Here is a 12099-nt window from a genome sequence, read left to right as displayed (position 1 = left end):
CGCGCCACGGCGCGGGCCACCGGCGCGCGCATATATGCGCGCGCTCCCCCAGATTCCTGGCGCCCTCCATTTCCGGGCGGGCGGAATCCTCATAAGGTGAGCAGTATTGAACTGCACGGGAAGGTCGAGGAGGACCTGCGGTGAGCGAGAAGAGCCCGAAGCTGCGCGCCGAGCTGGACGGCGTCCCCACCTACAAACCGGGCAAGCCCGCCGCCTCCGGGGGCCCCGTCGCGTACAAGCTGTCCTCCAACGAGAACCCGTACCCGCCGCTGCCGGGTGTGCTGGAGAGCGCGGTCGCGGCCGCCGGGAACTTCAACCGCTACCCCGACATGGCCTGCACGGGTCTGGTCGCCGAGCTCGCGGAGCGGTTCGGGGTGCCGCTGGAGCACATCGCCACGGGCACCGGCTCGGTGGGCGTGGCCCAGTCGCTGATCCAGTCGACGGCCGGCCCGGGCGACGAGGTCATCTACGCCTGGCGGTCCTTCGAGGCGTACCCGATCATCACGCAGATCTCGGGCGCCACCGCGGTGCCGGTGCCGCTGACCGACGGTGACGTGCACGACCTGGACGCCATGGCCGACGCGATCACCGAGCGGACCCGGCTGATTTTCGTCTGCAACCCCAACAACCCCACCGGCACCGTGGTGCGCCGCGCGGAGCTGGAGCGGTTCCTGGACCGGGTGCCCGGGGACGTGCTGGTGGTGCTGGACGAGGCATACAAGGAGTTCATCCGCGACCCGGAGGTCCCGGACGGCATCGAGATCTACCGCACCCGTCCGAACGTGGCGGTGCTGCGCACGTTCTCCAAGGCGTACGGCCTGGCCGGGCTGCGCGTCGGGTTCGCCGTGGCGCACGAGCCGGTGGCCGCGGCGCTGCGCAAGACGGCGGTCCCCTTCGGCGTCAGCCAGCTCGCCCAGGACGCGGCCGTCGCCTCGCTGCGCGCGGAGGACGAGCTGCTGGGGCGGGTCGGTTCGCTGGTCTGCGAGCGCAACCGGGTCCACGAGACGCTGACGGCTCAGGGCTGGACGGTGCCGGTGAGCGAGGCGAACTTCGTCTGGATGCGGCTGGGGGAGCGGACCGCCGCCTTCGCGGCGGCCTGCGAGAAGGCCGGTGTGGTGGTCCGGCCGTTCCCGGGTGAGGGCCTGCGGATCACGATCGGTGAGACCGAGGCGAACGACCTCTTCCTGCACACGGCCGAGGCGTTCTTCAAGGAGACGGAGCGGGACGGGTCCTGATCAGGCCGGTTCCACACGTACGGGGTCGCCGTCGCGGACGGTGGCCAGCAGGCGGGGGTCGCCGTCGAGCGAGCCGAGGACGTTGCACGGGCTCGCCAGGCGGCTCTCGCCCCCGCGGGAGACGGGAGTGGGGCCGTAGGGCAGCGCGAGCGCGTCGCCCTCGGTCCAGAAGGCGACCGTGCCGGGGTCGACGACCTGTCGGGCGTCGGCCTCCAGTGCCACGGAGACGCCGGTGTCGAAGTAGACCTCCTCGCCCCAGGTGTGCGCGGAGGCGGAGATCGGGAGCGCCGCGGCGAGGGCCTTGGCGGTCGGGGTGTCGTCGAGGGTCGCGGTGAGCTGGCCGGCGGGCCAGGAGATCCGTATCTGCATGCGATTCATTCAACAATTTGTTGAAGATGTCCGCCAGGGGTGCGGTCGGGGTGTCCGACCCCGGCGGCATTCCCCGGGTGGCTCCCCCTCGCCCCTCAGGGACCCCCCCGGGTGAATGGCCCGGAATCGTGTGCGACATAATGCTTGTGAATGTGAACGCGTTCACAAGCGTGTCCCGCTTCCTCCCGGATTGGGTGGGGCATCCCCGGCACACTGCGCGCAGTGGCCCCGGCTACGCGAAGGAGAGAAGCGACGTGGATCTGGCACTGGCGCCGGAAACCCTGGCGCGATGGCAGTTCGGCATCACGACCGTCTACCACTTCCTCTTCGTTCCCCTGACGATCTCGCTGGCCGCGCTGGTCGCGGGCCTGCAGACGGCCTGGGTGCGGACCGAGAAGGAGAAGTACCTCAAGGCCACGAAGTTCTGGGGCAAGCTGTTCCTGATCAATATCGCGATGGGTGTCGTCACCGGCATCGTCCAGGAGTTCCAGTTCGGCATGAACTGGTCCGACTACTCGCGGTTCGTCGGTGACATCTTCGGAGCCCCGCTCGCCTTCGAGGCCCTGATCGCCTTCTTCTTCGAGTCCACCTTCATCGGCCTGTGGATCTTCGGCTGGGACAGGCTGCCGAAGAAGATCCACTTGGCCTGCATCTGGATGGTGTCGATCGGTACCGTGCTCTCCGCGTACTTCATCCTCGCGTCCAATTCCTGGATGCAGCACCCGGTCGGCTACCGGATCAACGAGGAGCGCGGCCGCGCCGAGCTCACCGACTTCTGGCTGGTGCTCACCCAGAACACCGCCCTCACCCAGTTCTTCCACACCATCACGGCCGCGTTCCTGGTCGGCGGCGCCTTCATGGTCGGAATCGCCGCCTTCCACCTGGCGCGCAAGAAGCACATCCCGGTGATGCGCACCTCGCTGCGGCTCGGCCTGATCACCCTGATCATCGCCGGCATGGGCACGGCCATCAGCGGCGACCTGCTCGGCAAGGTGATGTTCAAGCAGCAGCCGATGAAGATGGCCGCCGCCGAGGCGCTCTGGGACGGCGAGGCGCCCGCCCCCTTCTCGATCTTCGCCTACGGCGATGTCGACAAGGGCCACAACAAGGTCGCCATAGAGATCCCGGGACTGCTGTCCTTCCTGGCCAACGACGACTTCACCTCGTTCGTCCCGGGCATCAACGACATCAACAAGGCCGAGCAGGAGAAGTTCGGGCCCGGCGACTACCGGCCCAACATCCCCGTCGCGTACTGGGGCTTCCGCTGGATGATCGGCTTCGGGATGGCCTCGCTCAGCATCGGTGTGCTGGGGCTGTGGCTGACCCGCAAGAAGTTCCTGCTGCCGCCCGCGCTGCGCACCGGTGAGGACGAGGTCCCGCACCTGGTGCTCTTCAAGAAGCCCCTGAGCCCGCGGTTCACCAACGGGTACTGGATCGTCGCGCTCTGGACCATGGGCTTCCCGCTGATCGCCAACTCCTGGGGCTGGATCTTCACCGAGATGGGCCGCCAGCCCTGGGTGGTCTACGGAGTCCTGCGCACCCGGGACGCGGTCTCGCCCGGGGTCACCCAGGCCGAGGTGCTCACCTCGATGATCGGCTTCACGCTCCTGTACGCCGTCCTCGCGGTGATCGAGGTCCGGCTGCTCGTGAAGTACGTCAAGGCCGGGCCGCCCGAGCTCACCGAGTCCGACCTCAACCCGCCCACCAAGATCGGTGGCGACGACAAGAACGCCGACCGCCCGATGGCCTTCTCGTACTGAGTCCGACTCGTCCCGAGGCCGAGGAGGCCCCGCCATGCAACTCCACGACGTCTGGTTCGTGCTCATCGCCGTCCTGTGGACCGGCTACTTCTTCCTGGAGGGCTTCGACTTCGGAGTCGGTGTCCTGACCAAGCTGCTCGCCCGCGACCGCACCGAGAAGCGGGTCCTGATCAACACGATCGGGCCCGTGTGGGACGGCAACGAGGTCTGGCTGCTGACGGCCGGCGGCGCCACCTTCGCCGCCTTCCCCGAGTGGTACGCCACCCTCTTCTCCGGCTTCTACCTGCCGCTGCTGCTCATCCTGATCTGCCTGATCATCCGCGGGGTGGCCTTCGAGTACCGGGCCAAGCGGCCCGAGGAGCGCTGGCAGACCAACTGGGAGCAGGCGATCTTCTGGACCTCGCTGATCCCCGCGTTCCTGTGGGGCGTGGCCTTCGCCAACATCGTGCGCGGCGTGAAGATCGACCAGGACATGGAGTACGTCGGCACGTTCCTGGACCTGCTGAACGTCTACTCGCTCCTCGGCGGCCTGGTCACCCTGACCCTCTTCACCTTCCACGGCGCGGTCTTCACCTCGCTGAAGACGGTCGGCGAGATCCGGGACCGCTCGCGCGCCCTGGCGCTTCGCCTGGGTGTGGTCACCGCCGTGCTGGCGCTGGTCTTCCTGATCTGGACCCAGGTCTCGCGCGGTGACACCGCCAGCCTGGTCGCCATGGCCGTCGCCGTGCTGGCACTGGTCGCGGCCCTCGGATTCACCCGGGCCGGGCGCGAGGGCTGGGCGTTCGCCCTGTCCGGGATCACCATCGCCGCCGCCCTCGCGATGCTGTTCCTGACGCTGTTCCCGAACGTCATGCCCTCCTCGCTGGACGCCGCGTGGAGCCTCACGGTCACCAACGCCTCGTCCAGCCCGTACACCCTGAAGATCATGACCTGGCTGGCCGTGATCGCGACCCCGCTCGTGCTGCTCTACCAGGGCTGGACGTACTGGGTGTTCCGCAAGCGGATCGGCACGCACCACATCGCCGACGCCGCGCACTGACGGCCGACCGCAGGCCGCGCACTGATGGCAGTTCCTTCCCGTCGAGGGGGATGTTTCACGTGAAACCGATCGACCCGCGCCTGCTGCGGTACGCCCGCTCCACCCGGCTCTTCCTGGCCGCGGTGGTGGCCCTCGGGCTGGCCGGGGCAGGGCTGGTCGTCGGCCAGGCGATGCTCATCGCCGAGATCGTGGTCGGCGCCTTCGAGGACGGCCTGGACGGGGCCGCGCTGCGGACGCCGCTGCTGCTGCTCGCGGCGGTGGCGCTGGGGCGCGGCCTCGTGGCGTGGCTGACCGAACTCGCCGCCCACCGTGCGAGCGCCGCGGTCAAGTCGGAGCTGCGGGGCCGGCTGCTGGACCGGGCGGCCGAGCTGGGGCCCGCACGGCTGGGCGGCCGGCGCGTCGGGTCGCTGGTGGCGCTGGCCACCCGGGGCGTGGACGCGCTCGACGACTACTTCTCCCGCTATCTGCCGCAGCTGGGGCTCGCGGTGGTCGTGCCCGTGGCGGTGCTGGCCCGGATCGTGACCGAGGACTGGGTCTCGGCGGCCATCATCGTCGTCACCCTGCCGCTGATCCCGCTGTTCATGGTGCTGATCGGATGGGCCACCCAGACCCGGATGGACCGTCAGTGGCGGCTGCTGTCCCGGCTGTCGGGGCACTTCCTGGACGTGGTGGCGGGGCTGCCGACGCTGAAGGTCTTCGGGCGGGCCAAGGCGCAGGCCGAGTCGATCCGCCGGATCACGGACGACTACCGGCGGGCCACCCTGCGGACGCTGCGGATCGCGTTCCTGTCGTCCTTCGCGCTGGAGCTGCTGGCCACGCTGTCGGTGGCGCTGGTCGCGGTGACCATCGGCATGCGGCTGGTGCACGGGGAACTGGACCTGTACACGGGGCTGGTCATCCTGGTCCTGGCCCCCGAGGCCTATCTGCCGCTGCGGCAGGTCGGGGCGCAGTACCACGCGGCCGCGGAGGGACTGGCGGCCGCGGAGGAGATCTTCGAGGTACTGGAGACCCCGGCCGGCCCCGGTGGCGGCACGGCCGAGGTGCCGTCCACGCTGTCGCTGGCCTTCGAGGGGGTGACGGTGCGCTACCCGGGGCGGGCCGAGGCCTCCCCCGGCCCGGTGTCGCTCACGGTCGCGCCGGGGGAGTGCGTGGCGCTGACGGGACCGAGCGGGGTGGGCAAGTCCACGCTGCTGTCGGTCCTGCTGGGGTTCGTGGAGCCGACGGCGGGGCGGGTCCGCGTCGGTGGCGTCGACCTCGCGGAACTGTCGTGGGAACAGTGGCGGGAGCAGGTGGCGTGGGTGCCGCAGCGTCCGCACCTGTTCGCGGGGACCATCGCCGAGAACGTACGGCTGGCCCGCCCGCGGGCCACCGACGAAGAGGTGGCCCGCGCGCTGCGGGACGCCGGGGCCTGGGAGTTCGTCTCCGCGCTGCCGCGCGGTGCCGGGACCGCGCTGGGCGAGGGCGGGCTGGGGCTGTCCGCCGGCCAGCGCCAGCGGCTCGCCCTGGCACGGGCGTTCCTGGCGGACCGGCCGGTGCTGCTGCTGGACGAGCCCACGGCCGCGCTCGACGGGGAGACCGAGGCGGGCGTGGTCGACGCCGTCCGCCGGCTCGCGGTGGGCCGTACGGTCCTGCTGGTCGTCCACCGGCCCGCCCTGCTCGCGGTCGCGGACCGGGTGGTACGGCTGGCTTCCGCGGATGCCGGGGCGGGGGGCCTCGCCGGCTCCGGTGCGCCCGGCGGTGCCGCGGCGAGCGCCGGCGAGGGCGGGGCGTACGGGGTGTCCGACCCCGGGGCGTGGATCCTCGGGGGCGCGCCGGCCGAGGCCGGGGCGACGGACGGGGCGGCGGACGCGGCGGCTGCGGTGGCGGACGGGGCGGCGGACGCGGCGGCGGACCGGGTCGGCACGGCCGGCTCAGGCACGGCCGGCTCCCGCACGGCCGACTCAGGCACGGCCGACTCAGGCACGGCCGGCTCCGGACCGGGCGCCGCCCGCCGCGGCGGGGCCGACGCGCTGGGGCGGGTGCGCGACGCCGCCAAGGCCTGGCGCGGGCGGTTCCGGCTCGGGCTGTTGCTCGGCGCGGCGGCCGTCGGGTGCAGCGTCGGGCTGATGGCCGTCTCCGGCTGGCTGATCTCACGGGCGTCCGAACAGCCGCCGGTGCTGTACCTGATGATGGCGGTCACCGCGACCCGGGCCTTCGGTATCGGGCGGGCCGTCTTCCGGTACGCCGAGCGGCTGGTCTCGCACGACGCCGTGCTGCGGATGCTCGCAGACCTGCGGGTGTCGGTGTACGCCCGGCTGGAGCGGATCGCCCCCGGCGGGCTGCGGCACAGCCGACGCGGGGACCTGCTGACCCGGCTGGTCGCCGACGCGGACGCGCTGCAGGACTACTGGCTGCGCTGGCTGCTGCCCGTCGGCACCGCCGTGCTCGTCGGAACCGGATCGGTCGCGTTCACCGTCTGGCTGCTGCCCGAGGCCGGCGCCGCGCTCGCCGTCGGACTGCTGGCAGCCGGCGTGGGGGTGCCGCTGGTCAGCGGGGCCTGCGCGCGGCGCGCCGAGCGGCGGCTCGCGCCGGCCCGGGGCGAGCTCGCCACCCGGGTGGCCGATCTGCTCACCGGCACCGCCGAGCTGACCGTCGCCGGGGCGCTGGGGCGGCGCAAGGAACAGGTGCGCGCAGGCGACGCGACGCTGACGCGGATCGCCCGGCGCGGGGCGGCCGCCACCGGACTGGGCGGCGGGCTGTCGGCCCTCGTCTGCGGGCTGACCGTCGTCCTGGCCGCGGCGGCCGGGGCCGACGCCGTGGCCGACGGGCGGCTGTCCGGCGTGGCGATGGCGGTCGTCGTCCTCACCCCGCTGGCCGCGTTCGAGGCGGTCAGCGGTCTGCCGCTCGCCGTCCAGTACCGCCAGCGGGTGCGGCGCAGCGCCGAGCGCGTGCACGAGGTGCTCGACGCCCCGGTGCCGGTCGCCGAACCCGAGCGGGCGCGGGCGTTGCCCGGCTCGCCGTTCCCGCTGCGGCTGACCGGGCTCGCCGCCCGGCACCCCGGGCAGGAGCGGGACGCCGTACGCGGGATCGACCTGACGCTGGAGGCCGGGCGGCGCGTGGCCGTCGTCGGGCCGTCCGGCTCCGGCAAGACCACGCTCGCCCAGGTCCTGCTGCGTTTCGTGGACGTCCGCGAGGGCGCGTACACGGTGGGCGGTGTCGACGCCCACGCGCTGGACGGGGACGACGTACGGCGGGTGGTGGGCCTGTGCGCCCAGGACGCCCACGTCTTCGACAGCTCGGTACGGGAGAACCTGCGCCTGGCCCGGACCGGCGCGAGCGAGGACGAGCTGCGCGCGGCGCTGGCCGCGGCCCGGCTGCTGGACTGGGCCGACGGGCTGCCCGACGGCCTGGACACCCTCGTCGGCGAGCACGGCGAGCGGATCTCCGGCGGCCAGCGCCAGCGGCTCGCCCTGGCCAGGGCCCTCCTGGCCGACTTCCCCGTCCTCGTCCTCGACGAGCCGGCCGAGCACCTGGACGTGGCGACGGCCGATGCGCTGACGGCGGATCTGCTGGCGGCCACACGGGGCCGCACCACGGTGCTGATCACGCACCGGCTGGCCGGGCTGGAGGAGGTCGACGAGGTGATCGTCCTCGACGGCGGAGCCGTCGTCCAGCGGGGCGGGTACGAGGAGCTGGCGGCGGCCGACGGGGCGCTGCGGCGGATGCTGGAGCGCGAGCGTGCGGCGGATCTGTCCGGCGCGGGCGTGGTGGCGGCCGGACGGTGACGGTGACGGCGGTGGTGGTGGCCGGGCGGTGACGGTGACGGCGGTGGTGGTGGCGGCCGGGCGGTGACGGTGGTTATCGCGAGCGGGCAGTGACGGTGGCCCGGGCCGGGCCCGGTGGTCGTGGGGCGGGGCCGGTGGATCCGGCCGTGACGGGGCTTGGCGCCGACTTTCCCCGGTAAAACGGACTAACTAGGCTCAAGGGCATGTCAGCGCAGGAGCCGCAGGAAACCCCGGACCCGCCGGCCCCACGGAACTCCCTGGAGGCCGCGACCCGGGCCACCCGGAGCCTCCAGGGCCTGTCCACCGAGCTCACCGCCCGCGTCCCGCAGCTGCTGGAGGCCATGCGTTCGGTCGGCACCGGCCTCGAACTGCACTCCACGCTGGACCGGATCTGCGAGACCGCGGCCGAACTCGCCGGCGCCCGCTACGCGGCGATCGGCGTCGTCGACACCGAGGGCCGCGGTCTCTCCGATTTCGTCACGTACGGGATCAGCAGTGAGCAGGCCGAGCTCATCGGCCACCGGCCTGACGGCAAGCGGGGCCTGCTGGGCGCGCTGATCCGGCATCCGGACCCGGTGCGGCTGGCCGATCTGACCAAGGACCCCCGCTCGGCCGGCTTCCCGGCCCACCACCCGCCGATGAAGACCTTCCTGGGCGTCCCGATCCGCGTCCAGGGCGAGATCTTCGGCAATCTCTACCTCGCCGAGAAGAACGGCGGCGGCGAGTTCAACGACTACGACCTCCACATGGTCCGGGTGCTGGCCACCGAGGCGGGCATCGCCATCGGCAACGCCCGGCTCTACGAGGCCGCCACCCAGCGCGAGCGCTGGATCGACGGCTCGGTGGCCGTCACCACCGCGCTGCTGTCCGGCGGGGACGCCGACGACGCGCTGGCCGTCGTGGCCGAGCAGGCCCGCCGGCTGGCGGACTCGGCCGCCGGGATCGTGCTGCTGCCGGCCGCCGACGGAGGCATGGAGATCGTCGCGGTCTCCTCGGACGACCCGGCGACCTCGCTGGGGGTCGTCGTACCGGCGGAGAGCCCGGTGGTGGACGGGCTGACCCGGGGCGAGCCGGTGTTCGTGGACGACGTCTCGGCCGATCCCCGCATGGTCAGCCGCCTGACCAGGGATTTCGGACCCTGCATGATGCTGCCGCTGCAGAGCGGGGGCCGGGTGCTGGGTGCGCTGGTGACCCCGCGGGCGCGGGGCGGGCGGCCGTTCACGGAGGCGGAGCGGACCCTGGCCACGCAGTTCGCCTCGCAGGCGGCCCTCGCGCTGATGATGGCCGAGGCGCAGCGCGACCGCGAGCGGCTGGCGGTGTTCGAGGACCGCGACCGGATCGCCCGTGACCTGCACGACCTGGTCATCCAGCGGCTGTTCGCCACCGGGATGATGCTGGAGGGCGCCCAGCGCCGGTCGGAGGTGCCCGAGGTGGTCGAGGGGGTCGGGAAGGCCGTCGACGAACTGGACGTGACCATCCAGGAGATCCGCACGGCGATCTTCGCGTTGCAGCAGGGCCCGGCGGAGGCGCCGTCGGGGCTGCGCACCCGGGTGCTCCGGGAGATCAACATGGCGGCGGTGCCTCTGGGCTTCAAGCCCTCGCACCGCTTCCTGGGCCCGGTCGACACCACGGTGGGCGAACTGATCGGCAAGAACCTGATCGCCGCGCTGCGCGAGGCCCTCTCCAACGCCTTCCGGCACGCCGAGGCCGGCCGGATCGAGGTGGTGCTCGACGCCACCGTCACCCTGGCCGACGGGCGGCCCGGTGTACGGCTGGAGGTGGCCGACGACGGGGTGGGCGTTCCCGAGGGCGGCCGCCGCAGCGGGCTGCGCAACCTGCGCCGGCGTGCCGAGTCGCTGGGCGGCTCCAGCTGGTACGGGCCGGGACTGGGCGAGAACGGCGGCGGGACCACCCTGGTGTGGGAGGCCCCGCTGTAGGCGCGCCGTCGGGGCAGGTGTGCCGTCGGGGCGGGTGTGCCGTGCGGGCAGGTGTGTCGTACGGGCAGGTGTGCTGTCCGTACGCTCAGCGGGCGAGGCGCTCGGCCAGGATCCGCTCGATGACGACGGCCACGCCGTCCTCCTCGTTCGCGACCGTACGGCCCGAGGCGGCCGCGATCACGTCCGGGTGGGCGTTGCCCATCGCGTACGACGTACCCGCCCAACGGAGCATCTCCACGTCGTTGGGCATGTCGCCGAACGCCACGACCTCCTCGGGGGCGATCCCGCGCTCGGCGCAGCACAGCGCGAGCGTGCTGGCCTTGGAGACCCCGTGGCCGCTGATCTCCAGCAGCGCGGTCGGGCTGGAACGGGTGAGGGAGGCGTGCGCGTCGGCGGCGGAGCGGGCCAGCGACAGGAACGCGTCCGGGGCCAGCTCCGTGTGGTGGGCGAGCAGCTTGAGCACGGGCGCCGCGCTCCCGGCCGGCTCCTCGTGCAGCAGCTTCTCGGCGGCGGCGACGGTGGCTCCCGGGTCCTGGTAGAAGGGCGGGTACGCCGGTTCGTAGTGGATCCCGGTGGTCAGCTCGACCGCGAACGAGGTGCCGGGGGCCGCCTCGCGCAGAGCGTGCACCACGGACAGGGCGTCGTCCCGGGGCAGCGCGCGGACCTGGACGAACTCCCGCCCGGCGTGCAGGTCGACCACGGCCGCGCCGTTCGCGCAGATCGCCAGCCCGTGGCCGTGGACGTGATCGGCGACCACGTCCATCCAGCGCGCGGGGCGGCCTGTGACGAAGAAGACCTCGATCCCGGCCGCTTCGGCGGCCGCCAGTGCGGCGACGGTGCGCGGCGAGACGGATTTGTCGTCGCGCAGCAGGGTGCCGTCGAGGTCGGTGGCGATGAGCCGGGTCACAGGGGCAGGCCCTTCGGGGCGCTGGGAGGCCGAGGTCACGGCTCCATCTTCGCCCATGCCGTCACCTGCCTGATGCGCCCCTGTTGCGCGGACCCCCGTACGCTCGTGGGCATGAGTTTGCGTCTGAGCACCGTGATCCTCCCGGTAGGGCGCTGGCACGGCGGTGGCCGCGACCAGTGGCTGCGGGCCGAGCAGCTGGGCTTCCACACCGCCTACACCTATGACCACCTCTCGTGGCGGTCGTTCCGCGACGGCCCGTGGTTCGGCGCCGTGCCGACGCTGACCGCGGCGGCCGCGGCCACCGAGCGGCTGCGCCTGGGCACGCTGGTGACCTCGCCGAACTTCCGGCACCCGGTGACCCTGGCCAAGGAGCTGATCTCCCTCGACGACATCTCGGGGGGCAGGATCACGCTGGGCATCGGCGCGGGCGGCAACGGCTTCGACGCGACGGCGCTGGGCCAGGAGGCGTGGACCCCGCGGGAGCGGGCCGACCGCTTCGCCGAGTTCGTGCCGCTGCTCGACCGGCTGCTGACCGAGGACGCGGTCACCTCCGGGGGCACCTTCTACGCGGCGGACGAGGCCCGCAACATCCCCGGCTGCGTGCAGCGCCCCCGGCTGCCCTTCGCGGTGGCGGCGACCGGCCCGCGCGGGCTGAAGCTGGCCGCGGCCCACGGCCAGGCCTGGGTCACCACCGGCGACCCCAAGCTCTTCGAGACGGGCACCCCGGAGCAGTCGCTGGAGGCGCTGCGCGGTCAGATCGAGAAGCTCGGCAAGGCGTGCGCCGAGATCGGCCGCGACGCCGGGGCGATGGAGAAGATCCTGCTGACCGGCTTCACCCCGGAGCGGAACACGCTGCTGGCATCGGTGGACGCCTTCGTCGACTTCGCCGGCCGCCACCGCGAGCTCGGCTTCACCGAGATCGTGATCCACGCCCCGATCGCGGGCAGCGACTTCGCGGCCGACGAAGCGGTCTTCGAGAAGATCGCCACGGACGGCCTGGCCCAGCTGGGCGCCTGACACGACCGGTACCCGAGACGCGCGGTACCTGGCGCGACGGGTACCTGAGACGCGCGGTACCCGACACGACG

8 protein-coding genes are annotated in these 12099 nt (G+C 72.8%); 6 read left to right on the top strand and 2 right to left on the bottom strand.

The window, feature by feature from the left end; translation table 11 throughout:
- The first annotated feature begins 140 nt into the window (after positions 1–140).
- Positions 141–1235, top strand: a complete 1095-nt coding sequence (hisC, locus tag ACIPXB_RS05010) for a histidinol-phosphate transaminase (RefSeq protein WP_401444686.1) — start codon at positions 141–143, stop codon at positions 1233–1235.
- Here the strand turns inward: hisC and ACIPXB_RS05005 are convergent, their stop codons facing one another.
- Positions 1236–1604, bottom strand: coding sequence for a cyclophilin-like fold protein (locus ACIPXB_RS05005; protein ID WP_401444684.1), 369 nt, complete (start codon positions 1602–1604; stop codon positions 1236–1238).
- Between the two features lie 254 nt (positions 1605–1858).
- Between ACIPXB_RS05005 and ACIPXB_RS05000 the strand changes: the two genes are divergently transcribed.
- The 4 genes from ACIPXB_RS05000 to ACIPXB_RS04985 all read left to right on the top strand — a co-directional run bounded on the left by ACIPXB_RS05000 (position 1859) and on the right by ACIPXB_RS04985 (position 10104).
- Positions 1859–3364 (top strand): cytochrome ubiquinol oxidase subunit I, encoded by a 1506-nt coding sequence (locus tag ACIPXB_RS05000; RefSeq protein WP_401444681.1) that lies wholly within the window; start codon positions 1859–1861, stop codon positions 3362–3364.
- A gap of 34 nt (positions 3365–3398) precedes the next feature.
- Positions 3399–4403, top strand: a complete 1005-nt coding sequence (cydB, locus tag ACIPXB_RS04995) for a cytochrome d ubiquinol oxidase subunit II (protein ID WP_401444679.1) — start codon at positions 3399–3401, stop codon at positions 4401–4403.
- 59 nt (positions 4404–4462) lie between these two features.
- The gene (cydD, locus tag ACIPXB_RS04990) at positions 4463–8167 is read left to right on the top strand and encodes a thiol reductant ABC exporter subunit CydD (protein ID WP_401444677.1); all 3705 of its coding nucleotides are present in this window, start codon (positions 4463–4465) and stop codon (positions 8165–8167) included.
- 203 nt (positions 8168–8370) lie between these two features.
- A complete protein-coding gene (locus ACIPXB_RS04985) occupies positions 8371–10104 on the top strand; it encodes a GAF domain-containing sensor histidine kinase (protein WP_401444675.1) in 1734 nt (577 codons plus the stop codon).
- A gap of 85 nt (positions 10105–10189) precedes the next feature.
- Here ACIPXB_RS04985 and ACIPXB_RS04980 read toward each other — a convergent pair whose 3' ends face one another.
- Complete coding sequence (locus ACIPXB_RS04980; RefSeq protein ID WP_401444673.1) at positions 10190–11068, bottom strand: Cof-type HAD-IIB family hydrolase; 879 nt, start codon at positions 11066–11068, stop codon at positions 10190–10192.
- Positions 11069–11122: 54 nt separating this feature from the next.
- Between ACIPXB_RS04980 and ACIPXB_RS04975 the strand changes: the two genes are divergently transcribed.
- Complete coding sequence (locus ACIPXB_RS04975) at positions 11123–12028, top strand: LLM class flavin-dependent oxidoreductase (RefSeq protein ID WP_401444671.1); 906 nt, start codon at positions 11123–11125, stop codon at positions 12026–12028.
- Positions 12029–12099 lie beyond the last annotated feature (71 nt).

It is taken from the genome of Streptomyces sp. NPDC090022, assembly GCF_044748145.1.
Classification (GTDB): Bacteria; Actinomycetota; Actinomycetes; order Streptomycetales; family Streptomycetaceae; genus Streptomyces.
Note: the sequence above shows the minus strand (reverse complement) of the source record. Positions and strands in the feature narration are given on the sequence as shown.

Bases quoted from the DNA above. Each gene is read 5' to 3' on its own strand.
- ACIPXB_RS05005 (WP_401444684.1), bottom strand. From the start codon at position 1,604: ATGCAGATACGGATCTCCTGGCCCGCCGGCCAGCTCACCGCGACCCTC.
- cydB (WP_401444679.1), top strand. From the start codon at position 3,399: ATGCAACTCCACGACGTCTGGTTCGTGCTCATCGCCGTCCTGTGGACC.
- ACIPXB_RS04985 (WP_401444675.1), top strand. From the start codon at position 8,371: ATGTCAGCGCAGGAGCCGCAGGAAACCCCGGACCCGCCGGCCCCACGG.
- ACIPXB_RS04980 (WP_401444673.1), bottom strand. From the start codon at position 11,068: ATGGGCGAAGATGGAGCCGTGACCTCGGCCTCCCAGCGCCCCGAAGGG.
- ACIPXB_RS04975 (WP_401444671.1), top strand. From the start codon at position 11,123: ATGAGTTTGCGTCTGAGCACCGTGATCCTCCCGGTAGGGCGCTGGCAC.